Source organism: Aliivibrio sp. S2TY2 (assembly GCF_028765525.1).
GTDB classification, from domain to species: domain Bacteria; phylum Pseudomonadota; class Gammaproteobacteria; order Enterobacterales; family Vibrionaceae; genus Aliivibrio; species Aliivibrio finisterrensis_A.
This window is the reverse complement of sequence record NZ_JARACS010000002.1, coordinates 380925-406950: the sequence shown is the minus strand read 5'-3', so window position 1 is coordinate 406950 and position 26026 is coordinate 380925. Positions and strand designations below refer to the sequence as shown.

The window sequence follows — 26026 nt, the reverse complement described above, 5'->3', positions numbered from 1 at the left end:
AATGAAATATTCTTTATATACAGCAGCACAAACAAACGAGATTAACGCACTATTTACTAAAACCTTTTCTGACTCAGAAGGAGAGCAAGAGGGGCTGTTAATTGGTCAGCTAGTAGAAGACCTTATTGGAACCACTAAAGCTGAAGACTTATACGTATTTGTCGCAACAGAAAATGAGACAGTGATAGGCAGTATTTTATTCACCAGACTGACTTTTGAAGCGGCTATCAGTGTCTTCTTACTTGCGCCAGTCGCTGTACATACGGATTATCAAGGCAAAGGCGTTGGTCAGGCGCTGATTAATTTTGGCCTTCAAGCAATGAAAAAAGAAGGTGTGGAATTAGCGTTTACTTATGGTGATCCTAGCTTTTATTCAAAAGTGGCTTTCCAACCAGTAACAGAAGCGCAATTTAAAGCACCGCTTACACTTAGCTACCCTCATGGTTGGTTAGCACAATCTCTAAGTGGTCAAGAGCTGATCGGGATTGATGGTGACTCTTCATGTGTTCCAGCGTTTAATAAACCAGAACTTTGGTGATTGTAGTTTTTGTTATTCGTTAGCGTTAATTTTCTATTTGATAAATGATGGCAGCCTTATAAAGTTGTGATAGCGTTGCAGTATACCTATCGTATTTAAACAAGGACCATCATGAAGATTGGAATCATTGGCTTGGGTGATATTGCTCAAAAAGCGTACCTGCCTATCATCACACAGCTTGAGAATGTTCAGCCGGTTTTTTGTACTCGTAATCCTGAAGTACTTAAACAATTGGCACAGAAATATCGTGTGGATCAATATTGTGAAGATTACCAAGAGCTATTAACTTTGGGCGTTGATGCGGTAATGATCCATGCGGCTACTCAGGTGCATTTTGATATCGCCTCCTTCTTTCTTAAAAACGGGGTTCCTACCTTTGTAGATAAGCCGTTAGCGGATTCAGCAGAAGAGGTTGAGCAACTTTACTCTATTGCTGCCAAGCATAATCAGCCACTTTATGTTGGTTTTAATCGTCGCCACATCCCGCTCTATAATCAATATTTACCAGAGTTGGCAAACGGAGAAGTAGGTCAGCTACGCTCACTGCGCTGGGAGAAACACCGTCATGCTTTGCCGGGTGATCTTCGCACTTTTATTTTTGATGATTTTATCCATCCATTAGACAGTATCAACTTAAACGCTCAGGCGACGATAGATGATCTGTATATCACGCATCAAATGCAAGGCAATCAACTAGCAAGATTAGATGTGCAATGGCAAGTTGGTGAGACTTTATTACATGCTTCAATGGATCGTCATTTTGGCATCACAACAGAGCGAGTATCGGCAAGTTATGTGAATCAAGCCGTTGAATTTAGCTCTTTTGTAGAAGGGAAAACCTGGCAAAATAATACAGAGCAAAAGCTTTCTCTTAAAGATTGGACGCCAATGCTAACCAGTAAAGGGTTTGAGAATATGATCCAAGATTGGATCAGTGTTGTAGAGAAAGGGAAGTTAGCCACAACAACGGTAGAACGTAATATTGCCAGCCATCAATTAGCAGAACGCATTTATCAAAAGATCCTTGCTAAGTAGAATAGAAGACAGCTATAAATGTCATTTATCTGCTAATACGTTGATACCATCTCACTCTTAGACCAGTATAATAGGCTTTAGTTAATGATTTATAATGTCATTAGTTAACGCCTCTCTATTTAAACAAAGGATCCGTCATGTCTCTGGTTAATCAGCTTTCACTCTTTATTGATGTTGTACAACAAGGCTCGTTTACCAAAGCCGCTGCGCTGCATGATATGGACAATTCAACGCTTTCTAAGCAGATCAAAAAATTAGAGACAGAGCTTGGAGTGCAACTACTCAACCGTTCCACCCGTTCCTTTTCTTTAACTCCTGCCGGCGAAGAGATCTTAGAGCAAGCTCATCAATTGGTTAATACTATCGGCCATGTACAAACTATTGCTGATTCTTATCATGCAGAGCCAAAAGGTCGTATTCGAATTACTGCCCCTGTGCACATTGGGCAACAGTATCTGCAACCTGTGATCAGTAAATTCATGAAATCGTACCCAGATGTAGAGATTGTGCTGCTAATGGACGACAAACGCTCTGATATTATAAGCGAACACTTCGATGTTGCTTTTCGCTTAGGTCGTTTAGATGATTCAAGTTTGATTGCAAAAAAAATAGCAGACACTCGTGCGATTGTTTTAGCCTCCCATGAATTCATTGAACAATATGGCGAACCAAGCACACCAGAAGAGTTAGTTAGCCTACCTTCGGTTATCTACAGCAACGGTACCTTAACGGTGGATACACTTAGGTTTAGTGAAAGCCCTGATTCAAAGCAGTTTAAAAACTACAAGATGAAGGGGAATTACAAAGTGAATGACGTAAGAACGCTATTGGAAGGGGTGAAAGATGGGTTAGGTTATGCCGCAATTGCGTCTTCTAATTTGGCATGTTCAATTGAAGAGATGAATCTAAAACCGTTATTAACACACTATGCCATTTGCAATAAGGGGCTTGCGGTTTATGCCTTATATCCGCACAGAAAGCAGACCGCGTTAGTGAGAGAGTTTATTGCAGCCGTGAAGGAGTATATAGGCGAACCACCTCGTTGGGAGCAACATATCCCAAACTTCGATACCATGTATCAGATCAATAAATAGAAACAGCTCAATAAATAAAAACAACCCCACTCAAAAGAGCAGGGTTGTGTTAACAAGCAAGAATGATCAAATACTTATGTAGATTGGTATTCGTTCTTAAAGAACCGTAATCACATCTTCCATCGCTAAACGTGCTTTTGGAAGGCCGTGGTTATAATCTTCAACTTCTTTGTGATAACCCAGAGCAAGAGCAAAGTCACACACATAGCCACCAAGTTCGTCTTTAAACTCTTCGCCAATTAGCTGAGCATCAACGCCTTCCATAGAAGTAGAAGCAATACCCATACGTGCAAGTGTGTGCAGCGTATTACCTAAAGCGATGTAAGATTGTGCTTTAGTCCAGTTGCCATTAAAGCCATTTTCATCAGTATTCAACTCAACAAAACCGTAAGCACCATCAAGCATGTCGTTGTAACGCTCAGCAGGAAGGTGACCAGAGCTTACTTCAGCATCAACCACTTTACGGTATTGGTCTTTATCAAATTTAGGGTTGTGTGCAAATAAAATGGTATGTGATGCTTCTTTTGCGTGCGGTTGGTTAAACTGGAACATATTCGCAAACGTACCGTGGAAACGCTCTTTTGCTTCATCACTTTCAAGAACAATGAATTTCCATGGTTGAGAGTTGATTGAAGAAGCAGATAAGCGGATTGCTTCTTTAATCACATCCATATCTTCTGCTGAGATGCGTTTTGTTGCATCGTATTTTTTAGCTGTGTAACGAGAGTTTAAATCGGCAATAATTGGGTGAGTCATATCTACTTCCTAAATTCGGTGAACAAAAGCGTAAGAGGGAACATCCGACCTACGCGCTGTTGATGTGAGTAAGATAAACAAAACTCGCTAAGAGGGAAATAGCGTAATTACCCAATAACTATGGAAGAAAAGTTCCATAATGATAACGGGAGAGTAATGTTTCTTGTTCATCAGGACTCGTGTTTTTCTATAAGATTCGAGCTGTTTTTAAGAATAGGATAAATACAATATTTTAGATTATGCTTTATATATAAGCGTGAGTTGTAACCTAAATGATAGATTTATCTTGATGTTTTATATGTATATACTCTCTGCGGGCTAAACCGAGCTAGGTACAAAAGAGTGTGCTTTGATTCGTTAAAGTGTGTGAGATAGGAAGGACAGATGTTAGCAAAGAAAATGGATGCGCCACACGATATGCAAAATGGTGCAAAATTTAAAACCAAAAAGCACGGCTATGTTACCGTGATCGAATACTACAATACGCATACCGTGATTGTAGCGTTTGAGAATACAGGGAATATCCGAGCGATTAGTGCCGCAAAATTAAGAAGTGGACAACTGGCTGATCGTTCCGTGCCGCCTGAGTCCATTATGGTGGGTGAGAAAGTAGAGTCAGTAAAACATGGCTTATTAACCATTGTTCAAGTGGAGTCAGAAAATATTGTCCTCTTAACCGATGAAAAAGGTGAAGAAGTACGAATGTTATTGCCCGCCGTACAAAAAATGAAGCTCAAAGCAGGCGAAGGCGAAATACAAAAAGAAGAGCCGAAAATGCCAATGTCATTAAGCGCGCTAACAAAACGAAATAAAAAGACCAAAGACGTAAATAATCTATTGAAAAAAATGCTGACAGATTACGGGAAGTAATAAACTAATACTTATTGATTATTTTTACAGGTCGAATTAATAAAGCTCATCTATTTATAAATACAACCCCCATCACAGTTTCAAATTCCTCAGAAAAAATTAACAAAGCTTTTTGTTAATAAGACTGCATTAAGTAGATCTACATCACAATCTCATTTTGGCTTTGTGATTTAGATCTATTTAAATCTTCAATTTACCTATTAAGATTCTCAACATAATTACTAGGGAATGAAATATACATTCCACTTAATCCTACAGAGAGTATATAAAATGAAAAAGATCTTAGTTGTATGTGGTAACGGTTTAGGCACTTCATTAATGATGGAAATGGCAGTTAAAGAAGTGGCTAAAAAAATTGGTTTTGAAGCCGAAGTTGATCATGAAGATTTATCATCAGCAGCATCAAGCACTGCTGATATTTGGGTTGCAGCAACAGATGTAGCCACTCAATTAGAAGCTGCTGGTAAGCAAAATATCATTAGTCTTAAAAATATTTTTGATAAAGTGTCTATTGAAGAGCAACTAAAAGCATTCATGTAAGGTCTGATTATTATGGTTAATTTCTTTGAATTTATGCTTGGCTTATTAAAAGAGCCAGCAATAATGGTAGGTTTAATTGCCTTTATTGGCCTTGTTGCTCAAAAGTCAGATATATCCACCATTTTAAAAGGCACTATTAAAACCGTAATGGGATTTTTAATTCTAGGTTTTGGTGCTGGCGCTTTGGTTGGCGCATTAAATAACTTCTCAACCGTATTTACAGAAGCGTTTGGTGTGAGTGGTGTTATTCCAAATAACGAAGCGATTGTGGCATTAGCACAAGAAGCGTTTGGTTATGAGATGGCATTAATTATGTTCTTCTCATTTATTGTGAATATCGTACTGGCTCGAATTACTCCTTTAAAATATATATTTTTAACGGGTCACCACACCATGTTTATGTCGATGCTTGTTGCGGTGATTTTATCAACAGCAGACATTACCGGTACAACATTAGTTGCAGTAGGCTCTATCATTGTTGGTTCGCTAATGGTTATCATGCCAGCGATTGCTCAAAAATATACTGAAAAAGTAATGGGCACAGACCAACTTGCAATGGGTCACTTCTCAACACTTTCTTATGTGGTTTCAGGCTATATTGGCAGCAAGTTTGGTGACACATCAAAATCAACAGAAGACATTAACGTACCAAAAAGCCTAATGTTTTTACGTGATACGCCAGTGGCGGTTGCTGTAACTATGGCACTGTTCTTCTTATTGGCTTCTAGCTTTGCTGGTGGTGAGTTTGTTGAGAGCGTATCTGGTGGACAAAACTGGGTGGTATTCACCTTTATGCAATCACTTACTTTTGCTGGCGGTGTTTACATCGTACTTCAAGGTGTAAAAATGTTGATTGCTGAGATTGTTCCTGCATTTAAAGGTATTTCGGACACATTAGTACCCGGTGCTAAACCTGCGCTAGATTGCCCAATGGTATTCCCTGTTGCTCCTAACGCGGTATTAATTGGCTTCTTATCTTCATTCTCTGCCGGCCTATTAATGATGGGTGTACAAGGCATGATGGGATGGACAATTATTGTTGCTGGTGTTGTTCCTCACTTCTTCGTGGGTGGCGCTTCTGGTGTGTATGGTAATGCAACGGGTGGTTTACGTGGCGCTATCTTAGGTTCATTTACACAAGGTATCTGTATCTCAATCTTGCCAATGTTACTGCTTCCTGTGCTTGGTGGTTTAGGGCTAGAAGCAACAACCTTCTCTGATTTTGACTTTGGTGTGGTTGGCCTACTACTTGGATGGTTTGTATCATGAGTTTATTAGAATTAATTGGTGACGACGGTATTGTTATCACATCTGAAAGCAATTTAAGTGTCGATTCAGCGTTAGCGTTAACATGTTCAGTATTGCTAAAAAACGGAAAGATTGAACCAAGTTACTTAGAAGCCATCAAACAGAAACACAATGAAATTGGTGCTTACTATGTGCTTGCTCCTAAAATTGCAATGCCACACGCAAGACCTGAAGATGGTGTAAACGAAGCGGCGCTTCAAATCACCGTGTTTAAGAATGGTGTGAACCTAGAGTCAGAAGACAATGGCGATGTGTACTTTTCAGTGACATTAGCAGCAATGGATTCAGACAGTCATATCAATACGATTATGGCGTTATCCGAGTTGTTCCAAAACGATGAAGATATCGAGGCTATCATTAATTCAGATAACCAAAGCGACATCGTTGAGATCCTAAAGAAATACTAGAATTCCCCCTCTAGTAAATCAAACTAAAACTAAAACTAAAACGCCGCAGTTAATACCTGCGGCGTTTTTTATATTTGTCACTCTAAAGAAAGTAAATTTATGCTTGTGCTTTCTTTGGCTTTCTCTTTTTATACACCACGCAGAAATTACCGCGTTTGGTGCGACACTTAGAGCAACGCTCACAATCCACTTCTGCTCTGCTGCCTTCTTTCCAGCGCTTAATTAACTGAGGCTCAGCAAGCAAAGGGCGTGATAAAGCAAAATATTGAATGTTGGTGTTCTCAGCAATGGCTTCAATTGCACCAATATCGTTAAGACCACCCACCGTAATAACAGGGATAGAAATATCTTCACTGATTACCGCACCATACTCACGGAAATAGCCTTCATCTTGCAGCGTATAACCATCGAACGATTCGCCAATCATGGTGCTCGCATTGCCGTGAATATTGCCTGAAACGATAATGGCATCAACCCCAATCTCTTCCAGTTTTTTACAGATAAGGCGAGTGTCATCAAAGGTTAAGCCGCCATCAAAAAACTCCGTGGCCGTTAGCTTAACTAAGATAGGGAAATCATTACCCACTAATTCTCTGATCTTGGCATAAATCTCAATTAAGAATCTCATGCGGTTTTCTAAGCTACCGCCGTATTCATCTTCACGACGGTTGTAATATGGGCTTAAAAATTGATTGATTAAATAAGTGTGCGCCGCATGAATTTCAACACCATCAAAACCAGACTCTTGCGCTCGACGGCTTGCTTGAGCAAAGGCATCAACAATGTAATCAATCTCATCTTTAGTCATCGCTTTACCAAGAGTTTGCGTGCCTCTTTCGCATACGTCACTTGGTGCAAAGATCACACGCTCGCCGACGTTATACGTGGTCTTAGTACCACCATACGCCAGTTGCATCGCAATCTTAGAATCATACTTGTGCACTAACTCAGTCAGCTTTTGGTACTCAGCAATAAAAGAGTCGTTGTACATACCCATCATGCCGGCATTGGGTTTTTCTTCCTCAACGATGTTTGCATAACCTGTCACTATTAAACCAACTTCACCTTGAGCTAACTCTTCGTAGATATCGTAAAGTTTGTCTGTCATATGGCCATCTTCAGTCGCCATATTTTCCCACGTTGCACTTCGAACAAAGCGGTTCTTTAGTGTCATGTTGCCAATTTTGGTTTGTGTAAACAAAGTGCTCAAGTGTAATCCTCTCGAAGTGTTCTGTCATGTCGTTGGGATAAAAGGGCGGCAATAGTAGCGCTAAGAAAAGAGCAAAACCTTAATCTACATTAAGAAGTAGGCATATCAGTCGCTAAAAAGGCAAAAAAAAGCGATGTTTTTAGTAATGGGACTGGGCTGAGTTATTGTCAAAATCAGTCTGTTTTCTTACCTCCATTTTTGAAAACTTATGTTACACGGGATTTGCCGCAAATATCTTGGTGTTTTTATCGTTGCTGTGTATGTTTAGCCAATATTAGTGAATAAGTACCAATAGAAAAATAATTGACACTTATTTGGGCAACCGTCATAGGGCAGCAGATGAACACGATCAAACAACCTAAAGGGCTATTCCACATTATTGCGATACAAATGTGGGAGTTTTTCAGCTATTACGGCATGCGCTCTTTATTGATCCTTTTCTTAACTGAAAAGCTATTAATGTCAGATCAACATGCTTACGCCTTATATGGAGCCTATACCTCACTGGTATACGTAACGCCAATTATTGGGGGCTATTTAGCAGATAAATATTTAGGTAACTATTGGTCAGTGATTTTAGGTGGCTTATTAATGGTAGGAGGGCACTTTGTTCTCAGTATCCCAAGTAGCGATCACACCACACTTTATATCGCACTATCATTAATTATCTGTGGCTATGGCTTCTTTAAAACCAACTCAAGCTGCTTATTGGGCGAGCTATACCAAACTAAAGAACAAGAGCACGGACGTGAAGCAGGCTTCTCTATCTCTTATATTGGTGGCAACATCGGCTCAATGATTGCGCCTATCTTATGTGGTTTTGCCGCCATGAAATGGGGATGGCACATCGGCTTTTCATTGGCAGGGGTAGGGATGCTTATTGGTTTGGGCGTATTTATCTCAGGGCGCAAAAACTTTGCTCATGTAAGCCAACCAAACTTTAGTGCATTACAACAAAAAAGCGCAGGCATTCCGCATTGGTCTTTACTGATCATCGCCATTGCCGTCGCCACATTAGGTTTAGTATTTGTACTTAAAAATCTATGGGCAGGCTACATCTTGTTCGTGATTTGTTTTATGTCAGTGCTGCATATCATTGGTCTGTATCGTAAAAGTGATGCAGAAGATCGCCAAAAACTAAACTCCATTATGTACTTCATGCTCTTTGGTACCGTGTTTTGGGCCTTTGACCAACAAGGTGGTAGCTCAATCAGCTTATTCATCGAGCGCAACATCAACACCAATATTGGTGGTTTCACCATTCCAACCGCGTTCTTCCAAGCCATTAACCCTGTCGCAGTCATTGTTGGTGGTGCCGCCGTCGCATGGTTATGGAAAATATTAGACTCAAAAAGCATCTCAGTAAGAACGCTCACTAAATTGAATATGGGCCTTTTATTATTAACCGCAGGCTTTAGCTTAATTACCTTGTCATCAAAACTAGCAATGGCAAGCGGCGAGACAACCTTCATTTGGTTAATGGTTGGTTTGTTGTGCATTGGTGTTGCTGAACTGTTTATTGACCCAGTCGCCCTTGCTGCCATTACACGCTTAAACCCACAAGGCGCAACAGGCACATTAGCGGGTATTTATATGCTTGCAGGGGGCTCTGTGGCCAACTACTTAGCAGCAGATATCGCGCAGTTTACCTCAACAAATACTGGAGAAAATGCAGGAGCCTTAGATTTAATCGTCTCTGCAACGCAATACCATCACGTATTCCAAAGTATCCTATTTGTGACTGTCGGTGTATTTGTATTAGGTTTGATTGTGGATTTCAAACACCGCAAACAAGCAGCAATGTAACAGATAGCCAATTTAACTTGGCGGATATAAAAGCCAGTGATATTCCTTTTTATTAAAGAGAATACGCTGGCTTTTTTGATCTAGCCTATAAATACGATGAGCAACCTATGTGAAAACACACAATCCAGATTAAAATAAAGGCAAATTTTACTGAGCATTTTAAAAGGACAATGAATGAAAATTAAAGCGGGATTATGTCTACTACTATCAATGCTGTCTTTTACCAGTTGGGCATCAGAGCGCAGTGAGCAAGCGTGGGCTCTTGTCGAGCAAGGCGCACTATTAATAGACGTACGCACCCCAGGTGAGTTTAGCCAAGGACACCTAACCGACGCCGCAAACTTGCCATTAAGTACCGTTGAAACCGCCTTTGCTAATATCGATAAAAATACGCCTATTGTGGTGTATTGCCGCAGTGGTGCGCGCTCAGGTAGAGCGATGAGCTACTTACAACAAGAAGGCTATACCCAAGTACATAATGGTGGTGGTTTAGAAGAAATGTTATCGACCAAGCCATAAAATCAACCCGTTAACTCACCAAAAGCGTTGTCTGTTTTTAAACATAGGCAGCGCTTTTTTCTTTAATGCATATTGTGCCTGCATAAAATTCTTACCCACTAAAATACGCACTTGGCTATAACTCTCATAAGCCAAAAGCTTCCATTTAGGCGCCGTCCAATAACGATTATAAATATGCTTAGTTGCCGCAATCGCATCAGGCGACGTTTGCGACAGCTGTTTACTTAACTCAATTGCCGCCTCTAATGGTTTGTCGTTAATCTCAGTAATAAGCCCATGATGCAACGCCGTTTTTGCATCTAACTGCGTCGCACACATACTGAGCCTCATTGCTTGGTCTTTAGGCATAATCTCCCTAAGCGTTAAAGACCCTGCCATATCAGAGGTTAGGCCCATTTTTGACTCCATAATCGACAAGTTAGCGCGAGAAGACGCAATTCTAAAATCAGCCCCAAGTGCAATTTGAAGCCCAGCGCCCCAACAATACCCATCAATCGCCGCAATCACAGGCACTGAAAGCCCACGCCAATTGGCACTCACTTGCTGTGCCTTATTCGCATTGCCCGGCCAGATTTTTAACAGCAATTTAATCGCTTGAGATTTTTGTTTCATGATCGACTTAAAATCCAAACCCGAGCTAAAATTATCACCACTGCCGGTTAAAATTACCACCCTAATGGTGTGATCACGCTTAACTTTGCGGCTAACATCAATTAACTCCTCAAACATAAGATAATTGACAGCATTTAGTTTCTCAGGGCGGTGCAAGCGAACAATCAGAATATTATCCTCTTGTTCAACCTGAAGATGCTGGTAGTTCATACAAATCCTTTTAATTTTTCAATCCCACCACCAGTATAGTTAAAAAGCCAAAAAGAGCAGGATAAGCGTGATAGATATAAGAGATAGAGCACGAAGCATTGATCTTTGCCATAAAGTTGTGAAAGTTGCTTCACTATTGCTTGACCAGATTAGCGCTTACAACTAAATTTAGAAAAAAGGAAAGCCCATCTGGTATAAATACGGGGTCAGAGGCGATATGAAAGTAGAAGCAATTGGTAAAATTCAAACTGAATCAATAGAAAGAGACAGAAGCCAAGAAGAGCTAAAAAACAGCATAAGTAACATGAAAATGCAGAACGAAGGCGTGTACGACCAACAAGCCATCAACTTCGCCATGAAGCGCGGAGAATTAAGAGAGAAAGAAATCGAATCAAGAGCGAACCGATTAAAAGTTTACATGGATCAACAGCGAGCGCTAAACAATATTGCCTAATCTTAATGACTAAGAAACAATCTCTCGTTCTTAGTCATTAAATTAATCATCACAACTCTTATCTCAATCTAAGCATCTTGCAAAGAAGCACCCTTCGGGCAACCTGCTTTATCTCGCGAATTGGCATTACGCTCATTCTTCGCTACACACCAATGGCTCAACCAAGCCACAAAACGCTTCGCTGTGTCTTGTCCCTACGGGTCACAATCAGGGCTAGGGGTTATGCATTTATAGTAGCGGCAGCCTCAAGACTTTCACTTAACTCATTTTCTTTATGATAAGTAGCTAATAAATTATGAGTTGCGCGGGTCATACCTACGTATAGCCGACGAATATCTTCTGATCTATCGCTGCTTTTTTTAGGAATATTTGATGAGTTTAGAATGACAACTGTTTTAAACTCAAGCCCTTTACTACTTGGTATCGGCAGAACATTAACAACATTTGTGCTTGGGTTGTATTTTTTCTTATATTCAGATTTAGCGAGCAAAATATAAGGAATATCTTTAGCTTGTAATGCTTCAGATACTTTTTGTCCAATGTGTTTACAAGGATAAATAATGGCAATATCACTCCACGCATAACCATTTTTCTGCCAATGGACTAAACATTTTATTGCATATTCAACTTCTTGATCCATTGTTGAAAACTTTTTAACAACAGGATGCGTACCAGTAATTCCAGCTGATTCGGGGTGAATTAATGGGATTTCTTTAGCGTCTGAATTTTCAAAATATTGCTTAGCAAAATTATATGAGAAAGACAGGATCTCTCTTGTATTACGATAATTTAAACGTAGTACAGTTGTTCGGCCTTGAGCCTGAATACCAACGCTTGCTAGACTAAAATCTAAATTATTTTTCTTTTTATAGATTGATTGAGCATCATCATAAAGCAGCAATAGAGAATTAGTATCAGGATCAATCATTTGAGTAACTAACGTAAGCCATTCAGCTTCAAAATCATGCCCCTCATCAATTAATAATGCTCCGTATTGTCCTTTTGGAATATCTCCTTTTTCAACACCATTAATAACGGTCTCTACTTGTCGTTCCCAATAAGGTGCATCACCTTTAATGACATCTAAATGATAGGTTTTGATCTGTTGCCCACACCAATCGTGGAAATGATAAACCTGAACTTGTCCTGAAATGCCCTTTTCATCAATGAAACTGCGTAATCTTGCCGCTAACGTAATATTAAAACAGAGGACAAGAATTGGCTTTTTTAACTGTTCAGCTAAATGTAAACAGCGGTAGCCTAAGATCAGCGTTTTTCCAGATCCTGCCACACCATGAATAACACGGTGCCCGTCGCCTAAACTTCGAGCCAATTGCTCTTGTTGAATATCCATAATTTTTATGATGTCGGGAATATAGGCATTGGTATTTACTGATTCATCATCATTCTCTAAAGGTAATAGAGTTTGCTGCTCAGAACTTGAAATGCGAATTTCAGGGAAAAGGTGCCAACGGATTCGATCTATTTGAGGTAATGTTAATTTGTTCCCAAACTGATAATTAAACATGTGCCACAGCTTCGATTGAAAATGCTCAGGATCTATTGTGCTTATCATTTCATCTTTACAGATAACTAAATGGTGAGGGAGTATTGAGTCTTGTGCCTCTAATGGAATTGCTCTGTCTAATTGCATTCGAGTAATATTGGTAAGTACAACACCATAACCGTAAGGAAGGCATAAGTTGCCTTTGTATTTTCCTTCTTGGTTAATAAGTAATTTATCACGTTTAAGTTTATCAATTACTTGGTAGCTGCATTGACGAACTTGTTCAATAGGATTACTGGTTGTTTCAATGCCTTTAGGGGTCAGCAATTCAACCCGAGCCGCATCAATACTTTTTATGGTATCGATCTTCCAGTCTTTAACTTCAAGAAATAGTAACCCACGAGCAGGATGCAAAATGATAAAGTCTGGGTAGCGACGCAGACGCCCAACAGGAATATCATACCAACATATATAATCATCCTCTAACAAGCTCTCTAGCCGTTGTGCTAAACGTTTTTCGCCTGATGTCATTTTTGGTAAACAGGTATTTAATGTTGGTATTAACTCAGCCATGTACTACTCAGAATAAGAATTTTGGCCTGATTATAGGGTAATATTCTATTAAGAAAAGTGATGAATAACCAAATAAAGTAACTTTTTGATTTAGTGATGCTTTTCATGTTTTTTTTGTTTATTTACGATAAAATCAATACATTATTAATAAGTTTTAGAATGTATAGGATTATTAATCTTATGCTTTTAATCTAACTTAAATCTCTTTATAGGATGAAGTATGTCTGTTGAGTATTATGTAGACAAATTCCGTAATTTAAACATGAATAGTAGTAAGGGAAAGAAAAGCCCTCATAAAGTATGCATGTTACTTGCTGTTATGGATTTAATACAAGCGGGCTATATCTATGAGAATAAAATTAAACTTGATGCTACTTTGAAAAATCGGTTCACATATTTTTTTAATGAACGCAAACAAGGTCAAGATAGAGATACTCCAGAAAACCCTTTTTATCATTTAAAAAGTGAAGGTTTTTGGCATTTATCTTACCAAGAAGGTATTGATGTTTCCCTGATTAAAGGGTATTCAAATAAAGCAGTTGATTATGCTTATTTGGATTGTGAGCTTTTTGATTACTTAAAAAGTTCAATAGTAGTTAATGATTTTAAAGATGCGTTAGTAGAAAATTTATCAGACTTAACTGAGCTTTATATTCAATGGCTTATTGATATTGGTAAATCTGAGAAAACAGCGAAGAATTACTCTCAAGCGATTCGTGGGTCTATTTCTAATTGGATGGTACAAGAGGGGCTTATAGATGCGCCATTAACTGAGGTGAAGTCTTTTCGAGAGTTTTGTCGTCTTTCAGAAAGTGCTCGTTCGCTTGAAAAATTTAAAGAATTTAATGCGAGAGGGAACAGTATGTACAGTGCAGCATTAAACTCATATCAACATTTTCTTTCTGATTTATCCCAAATAGATGTAAAAGCAGATATTCAAGAGATTTTTGAGAATACAAAATTAACCCAAACTGAAAAATCAATAATGGTCAACACCAGAATGGGACAGGGAACATTTAGAAAACAACTTATAGAGATGTGGAAAGGATGCTCAGTAACTGGATATAAAAATACACAGATGTTGGTTGCGTCGCATATTAAACCTTGGCGAGACGCTAATAATGATGAACGGCTAGATAAATTTAACGGTTTGTTATTGCTTGCTAATTTAGATAAAGCTTTTGATCTTGGATTTATTTCGTTTGAAAATTCAGGAAAAGTAATGGTTTCTAGTCACTTGGAAAAACCAGAAATATTAGGTATTACTGACGGAATGTCTTTTCATGTAAATCGAGAACATGAAAAATATTTAAAGCATCATCGAATGACTTTATTTAAAGGGCGATAATAGAGTCTATACTAGAAATATTTTCAAATTGAAACTCTCAATAGGCTAACAAGGCAGTACATAGCACTTATGAAAAACATTCAATTTTATAATCAACATTCAGAAGAACTACTTAAAAATTACACATTAGTAACGTTTGAGAAAGTTCATGCCAGTTGGAAGTTATTTTGGCCATTTTCTGGTGAGAAAATTCTGGATGTCGGGGCCGGTATTGGTCGAGATTCCAAATGGTTTTTAGATCAAAAGTGTACGGTTATTGCTTTAGAGCCCGCAAAGGAAATGCGAGATTTAGGCAAAAAACACACAGGTGAACAAGTGCAATGGTTGGATGATTCATTACCTGAATTGAGTCACACCATCGGATTAGGCATACGCTTTGATGTCATTTTGGTTAGTGCTGTTTGGATGCACATTCCACCAAGTTCACGTGCTCGCGCTTTTAGAAAACTCTCAAACCTCCTTGCTCCAAATGGGCGCTTGGTGATCAGTTTACGTCATGGTGATTTCACTGATGGTAGAAGTTCGTATTCATGTTCAATTGATGAATTAGCTCAATTTTCAAAAGATGCTTGTTTACACACGCGATTAGTTACTGAAGCTGAGCCTGATGCATTAAAGCGTAGCGAGGTTAAATGGCAAACGGTTGTGATGAGTTTACCTGATGATGGTTTTGGTGATCTTAATAAAGTTCGTCGTATCATTGTTAATGACAGCAAAAGCTCAACCTATAAACTAGCGCTACTGCGTGTGTTATTGCGTATTGCAGATGCTCATTCAGGCTGTGTGTTGGATCGCACTGATGGTGAAGTCTCTATTCCATTAGGGTTAGTCGCACTGTATTGGATTAAAGCATATAAGCGATTAATTGATGTCGGTAATATTCAACAAAACAGTAATACCAAAAAAGGCTTAGCGTTTATCACGGAAGATGGATGGGATCAACTTACTCATTTATCCGCTGATGATTTAGCTATTGGCGCTGTATTTTGTGGTGAAGAAGCAAAAGCCTTACAAAAAGCAATGCAAGCAACGATAAAAACCATGAAAGATGGGCCAATTAATTTTATTTATTCGGGCTCTTCAAAAGACAAAAAGCATGAATTTTTAACTGTTGCGCCACCTAAAAGACGTCAAATAGAATCCAGTATTGTGCTTGATTCTACCTTCTTTGAAAGCTTTGGTTCGTTTGTGTTAAAGCAAAACCTTTGGGAGTGTTTCCGCCTTTATTATTCTTGGATTGAACCATTAGTGGTTAATCAATGGATATCTGAAATGCAGCGCTTTGAGGCAAATAGAGAGAATAATATAACCTTACAAACATATCATGATTGCTTGGTTTGGATAGATAAAAAGCATGATACCAATAGGGTGCGCACTAAGGTTGAAAAACTGAGAAATAATAACCAGGTAATTAATTGCGTTTGGAGTCATCAAGCGTTGAAAGGTGAGTATCATGTTGATCACTGTTTGCCTTTTGCTCATTGGCCGAATAACGATCATTGGAATTTATTACCGACATGCAGTAAGTCAAATTTAGAGAAGCGAGATAGAGTCCCTTCGTTATCGAGATTAGATAAAGCCAAACCAGCAATTATAGAATGGTGGCAACAAGCGTGGGATGAGCCTAGTGATCAGCAACGATTCTTCAATGAAGCCTCGCTGTCATTACCAAATATCCCCCCTCAATGCAGAGATTTTGAGGAGGTATTTGATGCAATGGGATTTCAAATCAAAGGGGTTCAGAGTCGCTTATTAGTTAGAGAATGGTAATACTCAGTGGGAGCAACTCACTCCCACTCTTTAATCCTACGTCTTTCCTTCTTGGGTATACCTGTCTTTTTTACTGTTAATCTTAGCTCTCCATCTACTCGCTCTCTTGTCGGTATGGCTAATCTATCAATATCACCTTGTAGGGTGTGGGCTAAATCTTCGGCAAAATGTGTGCAGTGAAAGTGCCAAGAGTGTGTCCAGTTACCTATGTGCTTATCTTCATTCGGTTGTATTAACGCTTGCCAATGGTCGCCACAGTTTACGTTAACCACATTACTTGGTGCATCATCGGGTAGGCCAACGCGTCCGCAGCGTGGGGCTAGGCCTGCTCGTTTTATGTTTGATATTTTTAAGGCGTTATCAAAAGGGCTTTGGTAATTGGTTATGCGACTGGCTTGGGCAAACAGAGGTTTTGATTTGTTATCATCATGGCTGAGTGATTGTCTGGCAATGTCTCCACCTATAAAGCACACTTGGCTTACGTTCCAGTGAATGCGCTGTAGGCTGCGGTTTTTACTGGCTTGGTAAAAGGCCTCTCGTATCACATAAGCCCCTGTCGAGTGACCCAGTAAATGCACATCAATATCACATTGGTTTTGGTGCTCTTTAAGTTGATTTATCGCCAGTGGGGTAATACCAGCCGTTACCAATTTCAGTGCGCTTTGGTAGGCGTCCATTCTGTCTTCAAGGTAGTTAAGCGTATAAGTAGCGCAGGGCCAATCAAAGCTGACAATAGTGCCTGTAAACCCATGCTGTTTAAGGTGCATATCCAACAATTTATGACGTTGAATAACCTCTTCTTGGCTGTTGTTGTAACCATGTGCAAAGAACAAAATATTGCCAGTTTTAAAGTCTGCAAGTGGGTGTTCACTTGGGTGGTGTCCATTGGTGGCGTTTTGGGTTAGCTTGGTTATCCACTCTGCTTGTGAATATTGATGGCTGTTAATGTCGGGAGTTTGGGCATCATCAGGCAAGATCAAATAATGAGCATCGCCGGGCTCGTTGGTATGGCGCTTTAGGGAGGGGGTGGTTTCAATGTGTCGCGTACTTAATATGAATATCACTTAACATCCTTATTGCATTCTATCGGGAGTGATAGAATAGGTGTTTTCTTTCATCAAGATAGTCTGGTCACAAAAAGTTGCGAATGAGTATTAATTGAAGGGAAATAAAACGTGTAATTGTCTTATTTTTAAGAGTTCTTCCTTTGTTTTTATTGTTATAAATATCAGTAGGTTAAAAAAATAGTTGGGTTTGTGATCTGAGTTCGCGTATTTGTAAGTAAAATATTTAATTTTGAAAAGTGATACAGCATAATGCCGTTTGTAAAGAAGGTAGAGTCAATACTTTAAAAATAATAATAATAACCCAGAAAAAATACAACATAGTATTGCTGGGCTAGGTAATACCATTCTAGATAAGTCGTTGTTCAGATAATTGCGTAGGAAAAATCGATTAGAGCAAGGCATAAATTGCAGTAACTAGTGGATCTAATTTCAAAGTTTATAACGCAGGTATAATCGATTTTAACAAGCAAGAATGATCAAATACTTATGTAGACTGGTATAAAATGGCTTAATTAAATAGAAAGGGTAGCAGAATGCTTAATTTGAGTGGGCAGAGTTCATTCATGATATTTATGGGGTTTTTAATCGTAGGGTTGGCGGTTATCATCATTCCAATGGCAATACACACGTTTCGTATATTAAGAGAAAAAGAGTAATTTCTTAATACGCAGTATCAGTTAAACTAGGGTTTTCTTTTTTAGATCGGAAGCCCTAATGTCTCACTATTCACTTATCGATATTCCTTTTAACCTCAGACACACCTGTTGGTTTTGTGGTGAGCCTTCGTTCGATCTCCTCTCTTTTCCTAAATCGTCGCATCAAGTTCGTCAAATAACCCATCAACCTATTGAGCTGCCTGCATGTAAAGAGTGCTTGGCGTTGCCATCGGCTGGGGTATCTGAATCTATCTGGTCGTTCCGTGACCAAATTAAGCACGCGTTAATGAACAAGTACGCTAAGCATCTGGGCATTGGTTTGCAGTGGACCAAAGAAGAGTTAGAGGCGTCTGAGTTTCATGGAGCAATACTTGAAGGCTTTGGTAAAAGTGCATGGCCTATGTATGAAATTGCCAAAGAACGTGTTGAATACACAGGGTGGGATTTAGCGGTAGATGGCGAGCCTTTAGATGGCTATGACGAAAGCTGTGGTTATGAATTTAATGGGGTGCGTTATTTAAGTATTCAGGCGTGTATTGAGTACCATGTAAAAGCGATGTCATTAGATTTGGTGTTGCTTGAGACGTTGATCGAGATAGTGGGCTCTGAGCGTTTTGCTTATGCGCTGCGTATTGCGGAGTTAAACCGCGATGTGTCTTATAAAGAGCGTTTGGCCATTATTGATGAGATAAAAAACCAAGAGCAAGATAAGGACGATCTTCGTGAATTGAACGAGGCTGAAAAACTAAGTGCAACGCTTCCTCTTGTGGCTGTTGTTATGGATGAGGCAACCGCTCAGCCAGAAGCTATCGAGTGGGCAATTACCCATTCATGCACGACATTAGAGAGTTTAATTGAGCAAGAAGATGCGTTTTTTGATGCGTTCGAGCATTTAGGTGGGCCTACGGCCTTTGCTTTGTTCGATGGTTTACAGTGGTATTTAGCGGCGCGCCGAGATGCTGCATGGTGTGAAGAGAGTGATCCTAATGATGAGTTTTGGCGTTAAGTTTAGCTCTGCATCATCAATTGATATTTAACGATATGATACGGCCCCTGTAATTACAGAGGCCGTATTTTTTATATAGCGTTTTACGCCCAGAAGATGGAAGCAAACGCCGTTAAAATAACAATACACACTAGGTTTAGATAAATACCGACGCGCATCATCTCAGATTGTTTGATGTGGCCTGAGCCAAACACAATTGCATTGGGTGGTGTTGCAACTGGCAACATAAAGGCACAAGAGGCTGAGATGGCAATCATAGCTGAAAGCACCACAGGGGAGATCCCTAATGCCTCGGCGACACTGGCAAATACCGGAATAAGCAGTGCCGCACTGGCGGTATTACTGGCAAATTCGGTTAAAAACACAACGAACGCCGCAACCGTTAAAATGGTAAATATAATCCCTGCTTGCGATAAAATATCACTCAGGCTGTATGCTAAGAAGCTACTTGTGCCTGTTGCTTTTAGGATGTTACTTAGACAGATACCACCACCAAACAGCAGCAGTACGCCCCAATCGGTGGTTTTTTCAATGTCTTTCCACTGTACTACGCGAGCAAAACCAAGCAGCACAATGGCCATTAGCGCCACTAAGGTATCAAATTTAGAAAACCCACCTAACATGGCATTGATTGGTTTACTGAAAATCCATAGCGTAACGGTGAGACCAAAGATCATTAAGGTTACGACTTTGCCTTTATCCCAAGTAACAGGCTCGTGGTTCAGCTCAAATAGCTCGTTAAGATTGGGTTTTAGCATCACATATAATAGGCCAACTGTGACAGGTAAAAGAATGAGGGTTATTGGTACACCAAACGACATCCACTCTGTAAAACTTAACCCCACTTCTGCTGCTGCAATGGCGTTTGGTGGGCTACCAACAATGGTTGAGATCCCGCCAATACTGGCACAATAAGCGATACCAAGTAGCACAAAGACATAGGTGTTGTGGCCTGTTTTCGCGTTGACTTTACTAAGGACACCCAATACTAACGGTAACATCATGGCAGTGGTTGCTGTGTTACTGATCCACATGGATAAACCTGCGGTAACACCAAATAGCATATAGACTGCGGTGCTCATTTTGCCGTTGGCTAAGATTAATACTTTATCTGCAATGACTTTATCAAGCTCTTGTCTGTGTAACGCGGCGGCTAAGGCAAATCCTCCCAAAAATAAGAAGATGATTGGGTTTGCAAAATTACTCAGTGCTTTGGTGGTATCAAAAATCTCAAAGCCCACGGCTAAAATGGGAACCAATAAGGCGGTAACACTGACGTGTAAGGCTTCGGTTAACCATAAAATAGCAACAAAGGCTAAGATACTTAAACCGAGAACGACGTTTTGCTCAAAGGGTAAAAATTTGTATAGCAGAGCAAAAAGAACAATATCGGCGAGAATAATAAAACTGTTTTTACTTAAGAACCATTCCTTGGTGTTGGTGGGTAATGGAATATGTTCGTTTTTGTCTATTTCATTTTTGTGCATGATGAGCTCCATTCTAACGATGAATTTCAGACTTAACTTTATAGTTATTGATTTTTCTAAGCACTATTGTTACAGAATATTAACCTCAGTAAATAAAAGGTTATCAAGAGTGTCGTTTTGATCATTTGGACGATTTCATAACTATGCGGATACTCACTTTTTAAACAGAATTGAGTGTAAAGTTGTTGTTTTTATGTTAATTGTTATTTGTGTTTTCGATTTTTTAGCTATGTATTTTGATATTGTTTTTTATAATCTGGTTGGTTTTATAAAGTAAATAAAATGGATTTATGAATGGTGATATGAACCAATTGTAAGCAAGTTTGTATCCGCTTTTTATTTCGTGATTTGACTTCCAGTACAGCGTTATATTTCTCGTTTAGATGTTTATTTTCAACTACATTCCTGCGCGCACAATTGTATCGATAAACCATTCGAGAAAATAGGACGTAAACCTTCAGTCTGTGTGCTAATAAAATTATAATCCTAAAGGAAAAATGATGAACAACTGCTCAACAAAAACAATATTAGCATTATCGCTAATGGCTACTAGTGTTGGTGTGTCTGCCCACGGTTATGTTTCTGAAACAAACGGTGGCATCGCTGGCTCTCGTGCTGCTTTATGTAAATTCCCAACCTCTGATACTCAAGAAAAAAATACCAACTGTGGCTCTGTGCAGTGGGAGCCTCAGAGTGTTGAAGGCCCTGAAGGTTTTCCTGAAAATGGCCCAGCAGATGGTCAAATCGCAGGTGCAGGTTTAGTTCAGTTCTCTGAGTTAAACGAACAAACGTCTGATCGTTGGGTTAAGCGTCCAATGACTGCTGGCGCACAAACGTTTGAATGGACGTTTACGGCTAACCACGTAACAAGAACGTGGAAGTACTACATGACAAAACAGAACTGGAATCAAAACGCAGTATTAACGCGTGACTCTTTTGATTTGACGCCGTTCTGTGAGCTTGAATACAACATGGAAAAACCGCCGCTATACCCACAAACATTCTCTCATGAGTGCGTGGTTCCAGAGCGTGAAGGTTACCAAGTGATTTTGGCTGTTTGGGATGTGGGCGATACGGCTGCGGCATTCTATAACGTTATTGATGTGAAATTTGAAGGTGACGGTGGTGTGGTTGACCCAACTTGGACTCAAGGTGGTCAAATTAACCCTACGCGTGATCTTAATGTGGGTGACCGTGTCTTTACTCGCGTGTTCGATGCTTCTGGCGAAAACAGCCGTTTGTCGACAAGCGTGACGATTGAAAATGCAACTCAAGGCCAAGCAAATAACTGGACGCATGCATTAGCAACGAAGATTAACCAAGAGCAAGCTAATATTGCTGCGGGTCAGCTAAATGAGAAAGGTGAGTTTGTTCCAGCCTTTGGTTCAAATCCTGTGTATTTAAAAGCAGGCAGCGGTCTAAAGAGTGTTGAGATTGGCTACCAAATCGAAACACCAGAGCCAAGCTATGAGTTAGATATTCAAGGCCTAGCGTCTATGTATACCATTGGTGATACGGCGACAGAGTTAGATCTTAGCTTATACGCTGTGGGCGATATGAATGTAGAGCTAACGGTTTATAACCATGCAAAAGAAGCGTTATCGAACGCGGTTGTTGATCTAAAAGATGGTGATGTTAAGCCAGTATTAATGACATTATCTAAATCAGAAAAAGGTCATCATATGCTTGTTTCTCGTATCAAAAATACAGAGGGTGAGTTAATTGAGCAAACCACATCTGATTTCCATTTGATGGAAGAGCAAACACCGCCACCAGCAGGTGATTATGATTTCGTGTTCCCAGAGAACGTAAAAAACTACACAGCAGGCACAAAAGTACTGGCTGAAGATGGCGCTATCTACCAATGTAAGCCATTCCCTTATTCTGGTTACTGTGTTCAATGGACTGAAACAGCAACAAGTTTTGCACCTGGCGTTGGCTCTGATTGGTCAATGGCATGGGATAAAGTGAAGTAATTACCTCACTGTCATTATCAGTATCACTTAAATAATAATCAGGCCTATTCAGTAATGAGTAGGCCTGATTTTTTTGTATTTATACGATAAACCAAATTAAGGTTACTTTTGTGGAGGTGTACCTTCAGCGTTAGAAACTACAGCATCAATTTGGATAAGGGCATTCATTGGGATTGCAGAAACACCAATAACGGTACGTGCAGGTAGGTCGCTATTAAAGAAGGTTTTGTAAATGTCATTTACGGCGTTAAGATCGGTAATGTCTTTAAGTTGGATATTAACTTTTACGATATCATCCATCACATGGTTAATGCTCTCTACAATAGCTTTGATGTTATTTAAACACTGCTCTGTTTGTTCTTTTATATTACTAGCGTCAATGGTTCCTGTTTTTGAATTAATAGGTAACTGCGCTGAAATATGATTGTAGTGAGAGAAAGCCACTGTTTGTGTAGAAAGTGCATTTAGTGGGGCATCTTCTGTATTGTTTGCGTTAATTACAATACCGTGGCGATCTTCAACTTCTTGTGGTGGAGTACCATCGCCATGTGATACCACCGCATCCATCTGAACTAAGGCATTCATTGGTAAATCTGAAGCAACAATAACGGTACGGGCAGGGACGTAAGCGACAGCTCTAGCGATAGCTGAGTCAGGGAAGAAGGTTGTGTACATTTCGTTTACAGCATCAATATCGGCAAGATCTTTAAGATAAACATTGATTTTAACAATGTCATCAAGAGGAACATCAATACTTTCTAAAATGGCTTTAATGTTTTTTAAGCATTGTTTCGCTTGTTCTTTTATATCGCTAGTTGTTATCTTGCCTGTTACCGGATCTATTGGTAATTGAGCAGAGACATTATTGTAATGCGAGAAAGCGACGGTTTGTGTTGATAGTGTATCTTGTGGGGCATTTTCAGTATTTCTTGCCATTTTGATGAGTTCGCAAGGCGCTTGTGGGTGTGTGCCTTCACCGTTAGAAATTAAGGCATCCATTTGTACTAATGCGCCATCCATTGGTAAGGCAGCAACAGCAACGACAACACGAGTAGGGAAATCGTTTTCAAAGAAGTCGGCATATACGGTGTTTACAGCCACCATGTTTGAAATATCTTTTAGGAAGATGTTTATTTTAACGACATCACTCATGACATGACCGATACTTTTGATTATCGCTGCGATGTTTTCTAGACATTGTTGCGCTTGAGCTGTGATATCACCATGAACAAGAGCACCAGTTACTGGGTTTATTGGTAATTGTGCCGAGATATTATTGTAGTGAGAGAAAGCGACGCTTTGCGTAGACAGAGTATCTTGTGGTGCATTTTTAGTATTTCTTGAATTTTTAATTATGATATTACTCATGTTTATATTTTCCTTTATGGAATTATTATTTAAGTAGGTTGTAGATATCAATTAAAAATGAGTCTAATAATAAACTCCAAGTAATATAAGGGCTAAAATGGATTTATTTTATAATATGAATATTTATTCTTTAATTACTGTGTAATAAACTAATTAATATTCAATACTGAAAGTAATTTTATTTATTTAATTTTTGCTGCTAAGTATTTAGGGGTGAGAGCAGTGGTAAGTTGTTGTATTTATTGCTTTTTTATTATTATTTTGTCGTATTTCCCCATGCCGAATGAAATAATTTTATAGTATTACCTTTTTATATCTAAATTTATTTCATGTACATAAGCTATATTGCGTGCTTAAAATTACTTTACACGAATAAGACGATGCTCTGTATTATTGAATGTTAAAACGAGTACTTGTGATCGTTTCATTGCGTCAACTCTTTCTATCATCTCTGTCGTGTATTGCCTTTTTACCATCCACTGCATTGGTTCTTGGAAACTATCTTCATTAATAATGAACGATTCGTCGTTAAGCGTACCTTCATGGATATTGATCACCCAGATACGAGATTGGAACTCGATGACTTCACCAATTGCTATTTTTATTTGATTAATGGTGCTAGAAAATGAGTGACGAAAGTTCATAAAATCTCTTTGGTTAAAAATAGAAAAGTGAAGAAGGAAGAGAGAGTAGAGTAGCGATAAAGAAAGTAGGGTACAATAGCGCATTATGAGTAAAATGAGATCATGAGTATAAAGCATGACTAAGTTACGTTATTTAAAAGGCTATCCTGAGCATATTTTGGCACAAGTTGAGCCAATGGTAACCAATGGAAAGTTGGCGGAATGGGTAAAGAATAAATACCCGACCATGCATGATATTACGTCTGAAAAGGCGTTGTTTGATTACACTCAAGCATTAAAGAACAAGTACATTAAGAAATCATCTCCTCTTAGTAAGGTCGTGTATGATCCTAAAATACACATTGTGAATAATGCGCTTGGCCTTCATACGTTTGTGTCACGCATTCATGGCAATAAATTAAAAGCTAAAAATGAGATTAGGATTTCGAGTGTGTTTCGGAAGGCACCAGAGCCCTTGCTGCGTATGCTCGTGGTGCATGAGTTGGCGCACATCAAAGAGAAAGAGCACAACAAGGCGTTTTATGCGTTGTGCTGTCACATGGAGCCAGACTACCATCAGCTTGAGTTTGATGCGCGTTTGTATTTGACTTACTTGGAGACACTGTCGTCTTAATGTTTTATTTATCGATGCCGTTTTCTTTGCGCTCGACTTCACATTCGTAAGAGGCCATTTCAAATTCACGGCAGATCCACGGACGATTTTCATAAATAGTGCACATTAGTGTGTCGCGATCTACGGCGGCACACCAACCATCATCCAAACGCAGCATTACTTCACTTCCCCAGTCATCAGTATCGATAAACTCTTCAGGTACGCCGGTATCGGTAATAAGCATGACTTCTAATCGACAGCAACAAGCTCGGCAGGTATCACAGGTTATACCTGAATCTTTGGTTAATGAAGCACTCGTTAACAGGGACTCTGATGATGGCGAGTCGGTATGAACCGTAATGTCGATTTTGTTGATGGTCATAGTTATCATTATTTATATCAATATAATTTAAGGCTAGCATAGCGCACATTAACAGATAGCACGAACAATAAAGCGTAGAGGCAAGAAAATAGGGAGATAAAAAAGTGATGTTACGCAGGATTTTTCTCTGAAGCTGAACGTTTAAATGTAGTTAATTGATACTATTAAAGATAGTATTTTTGAGAAAATAAATCACAAATCTAACTTAGCTCACACTCTGGAATAAATAGATTTAACAAGCTCAATTGGCTTTGCTAAACATACGTCTGAAGGGTATGGATTTAGGAGGTT

24 protein-coding genes are annotated in these 26026 nt (G+C 39.2%); 15 read left to right on the top strand and 9 right to left on the bottom strand.

Annotated elements, in window-relative coordinates; genetic code table 11:
* The first annotated feature begins 1 nt into the window (after window position 1).
* From PVK63_RS05645 to PVK63_RS05635, 3 genes are all read left to right on the top strand, one after another.
* On the top strand, window positions 2-538 hold the full coding sequence (locus PVK63_RS05645) for a GNAT family N-acetyltransferase (RefSeq protein ID WP_130086180.1): 537 nt from the start codon (window positions 2-4) through the stop codon (window positions 536-538).
* A 111-nt stretch (window positions 539-649) separates the two neighbouring features.
* The gene (locus PVK63_RS05640) at window positions 650-1573 is read left to right on the top strand and encodes a Gfo/Idh/MocA family protein (RefSeq protein WP_130086181.1); all 924 of its coding nucleotides are present in this window, start codon (window positions 650-652) and stop codon (window positions 1571-1573) included.
* 137 nt (window positions 1574-1710) lie between these two features.
* The gene (locus PVK63_RS05635) at window positions 1711-2667 is read left to right on the top strand and encodes a LysR family transcriptional regulator (protein WP_130086182.1); all 957 of its coding nucleotides are present in this window, start codon (window positions 1711-1713) and stop codon (window positions 2665-2667) included.
* Window positions 2668-2763: 96 nt separating this feature from the next.
* Here the strand turns inward: PVK63_RS05635 and PVK63_RS05630 are convergent, their stop codons facing one another.
* On the bottom strand, window positions 2764-3423 hold the full coding sequence (locus PVK63_RS05630; RefSeq protein WP_130043477.1) for a nitroreductase family protein: 660 nt from the start codon (window positions 3421-3423) through the stop codon (window positions 2764-2766).
* Between the two features lie 399 nt (window positions 3424-3822).
* Here PVK63_RS05630 and PVK63_RS05625 point away from each other — a divergent pair, with 399 nt between their 5' ends.
* The 4 genes from PVK63_RS05625 to PVK63_RS05610 all read left to right on the top strand — a co-directional run bounded on the left by PVK63_RS05625 (window position 3823) and on the right by PVK63_RS05610 (window position 6548).
* Window positions 3823-4293 (top strand): hypothetical protein, encoded by a 471-nt coding sequence (locus PVK63_RS05625; protein WP_207215650.1) that lies wholly within the window; start codon window positions 3823-3825, stop codon window positions 4291-4293.
* Between the two features lie 270 nt (window positions 4294-4563).
* The gene (locus PVK63_RS05620; protein WP_130043479.1) at window positions 4564-4833 is read left to right on the top strand and encodes a PTS sugar transporter subunit IIB; all 270 of its coding nucleotides are present in this window, start codon (window positions 4564-4566) and stop codon (window positions 4831-4833) included.
* Between the two features lie 12 nt (window positions 4834-4845).
* A complete protein-coding gene (locus PVK63_RS05615; RefSeq protein ID WP_130086183.1) occupies window positions 4846-6102 on the top strand; it encodes a PTS ascorbate transporter subunit IIC in 1257 nt (418 codons plus the stop codon).
* A complete protein-coding gene (locus tag PVK63_RS05610) occupies window positions 6099-6548 on the top strand; it encodes a PTS sugar transporter subunit IIA (protein ID WP_165367110.1) in 450 nt (149 codons plus the stop codon). The genes PVK63_RS05615 and PVK63_RS05610 overlap by 4 nt, the downstream gene beginning before the upstream one ends.
* 97 nt (window positions 6549-6645) lie before the next feature.
* On the opposite strand, the gene PVK63_RS05605 is transcribed toward PVK63_RS05610, so the two are convergent.
* Window positions 6646-7758, bottom strand: a complete 1113-nt coding sequence (locus tag PVK63_RS05605; protein WP_130086184.1) for an NADH:flavin oxidoreductase — start codon at window positions 7756-7758, stop codon at window positions 6646-6648.
* Window positions 7759-8097: 339 nt separating this feature from the next.
* Here PVK63_RS05605 and PVK63_RS05600 point away from each other — a divergent pair, with 339 nt between their 5' ends.
* Together PVK63_RS05600 and PVK63_RS05595 are read left to right on the top strand one after the other, a co-directional pair.
* Complete coding sequence (locus PVK63_RS05600; RefSeq protein WP_130086185.1) at window positions 8098-9564, top strand: peptide MFS transporter; 1467 nt, start codon at window positions 8098-8100, stop codon at window positions 9562-9564.
* A gap of 174 nt (window positions 9565-9738) precedes the next feature.
* Window positions 9739-10083, top strand: coding sequence for a rhodanese-like domain-containing protein (locus PVK63_RS05595; RefSeq protein ID WP_130086186.1), 345 nt, complete (start codon window positions 9739-9741; stop codon window positions 10081-10083).
* 15 nt (window positions 10084-10098) lie between these two features.
* Here PVK63_RS05595 and PVK63_RS05590 read toward each other — a convergent pair whose 3' ends face one another.
* The gene (locus PVK63_RS05590) at window positions 10099-10905 is read right to left on the bottom strand and encodes a crotonase/enoyl-CoA hydratase family protein (protein ID WP_130086187.1); all 807 of its coding nucleotides are present in this window, start codon (window positions 10903-10905) and stop codon (window positions 10099-10101) included.
* A 217-nt stretch (window positions 10906-11122) separates the two neighbouring features.
* Between PVK63_RS05590 and PVK63_RS05585 the strand changes: the two genes are divergently transcribed.
* Window positions 11123-11359, top strand: a complete 237-nt coding sequence (locus PVK63_RS05585) for a hypothetical protein (protein ID WP_130043487.1) — start codon at window positions 11123-11125, stop codon at window positions 11357-11359.
* Between the two features lie 220 nt (window positions 11360-11579).
* Here PVK63_RS05585 and PVK63_RS05580 read toward each other — a convergent pair whose 3' ends face one another.
* Window positions 11580-13439, bottom strand: a complete 1860-nt coding sequence (locus PVK63_RS05580; protein ID WP_130086188.1) for a 3'-5' exonuclease — start codon at window positions 13437-13439, stop codon at window positions 11580-11582.
* Window positions 13440-13659: 220 nt separating this feature from the next.
* On the opposite strand from PVK63_RS05580, the gene PVK63_RS05575 reads away from it, so the two are divergent.
* Window positions 13660-14787 carry an HNH endonuclease gene (locus PVK63_RS05575; protein ID WP_130043489.1) on the top strand — a complete coding sequence of 376 codons (1128 nt, stop codon included), beginning with the start codon at window positions 13660-13662 and terminating at the stop codon, window positions 14785-14787.
* 69 nt (window positions 14788-14856) lie between these two features.
* Window positions 14857-16557, top strand: a complete 1701-nt coding sequence (locus PVK63_RS05570) for a class I SAM-dependent methyltransferase (protein WP_130086189.1) — start codon at window positions 14857-14859, stop codon at window positions 16555-16557.
* Between the two features lie 17 nt (window positions 16558-16574).
* On the opposite strand, the gene PVK63_RS05565 is transcribed toward PVK63_RS05570, so the two are convergent.
* Window positions 16575-17621, bottom strand: coding sequence for an alpha/beta hydrolase (locus tag PVK63_RS05565; protein WP_130086190.1), 1047 nt, complete (start codon window positions 17619-17621; stop codon window positions 16575-16577).
* Between the two features lie 717 nt (window positions 17622-18338).
* On the opposite strand from PVK63_RS05565, the gene PVK63_RS05560 reads away from it, so the two are divergent.
* On the top strand, window positions 18339-19286 hold the full coding sequence (locus tag PVK63_RS05560; RefSeq protein WP_130086191.1) for a hypothetical protein: 948 nt from the start codon (window positions 18339-18341) through the stop codon (window positions 19284-19286).
* An 83-nt stretch (window positions 19287-19369) separates the two neighbouring features.
* On the opposite strand, the gene PVK63_RS05555 is transcribed toward PVK63_RS05560, so the two are convergent.
* Window positions 19370-20758: an SLC13 family permease gene (locus PVK63_RS05555; RefSeq protein ID WP_130046813.1), complete on the bottom strand. Its 1389-nt coding sequence runs from the start codon at window positions 20756-20758 to the stop codon at window positions 19370-19372.
* Between the two features lie 515 nt (window positions 20759-21273).
* Between PVK63_RS05555 and gbpA the strand changes: the two genes are divergently transcribed.
* Window positions 21274-22749, top strand: coding sequence for an N-acetylglucosamine-binding protein GbpA (gbpA, locus tag PVK63_RS05550; RefSeq protein WP_274440045.1), 1476 nt, complete (start codon window positions 21274-21276; stop codon window positions 22747-22749).
* 102 nt (window positions 22750-22851) lie between these two features.
* Here gbpA and PVK63_RS05545 read toward each other — a convergent pair whose 3' ends face one another.
* Entirely contained in the window at window positions 22852-24117 is a 1266-nt protein-coding gene (locus PVK63_RS05545; protein WP_274440002.1) for a RidA family protein, read from the bottom strand.
* Between the two features lie 359 nt (window positions 24118-24476).
* Window positions 24477-24761 (bottom strand): hypothetical protein, encoded by a 285-nt coding sequence (locus PVK63_RS05540; protein WP_130046723.1) that lies wholly within the window; start codon window positions 24759-24761, stop codon window positions 24477-24479.
* A 115-nt stretch (window positions 24762-24876) separates the two neighbouring features.
* Here PVK63_RS05540 and PVK63_RS05535 point away from each other — a divergent pair, with 115 nt between their 5' ends.
* Window positions 24877-25374: a M48 metallopeptidase family protein gene (locus PVK63_RS05535; RefSeq protein WP_130043496.1), complete on the top strand. Its 498-nt coding sequence runs from the start codon at window positions 24877-24879 to the stop codon at window positions 25372-25374.
* 4 nt (window positions 25375-25378) lie between these two features.
* Here PVK63_RS05535 and PVK63_RS05530 read toward each other — a convergent pair whose 3' ends face one another.
* Window positions 25379-25735 (bottom strand): YkgJ family cysteine cluster protein, encoded by a 357-nt coding sequence (locus tag PVK63_RS05530; protein WP_130043497.1) that lies wholly within the window; start codon window positions 25733-25735, stop codon window positions 25379-25381.
* Window positions 25736-26026 lie beyond the last annotated feature (291 nt).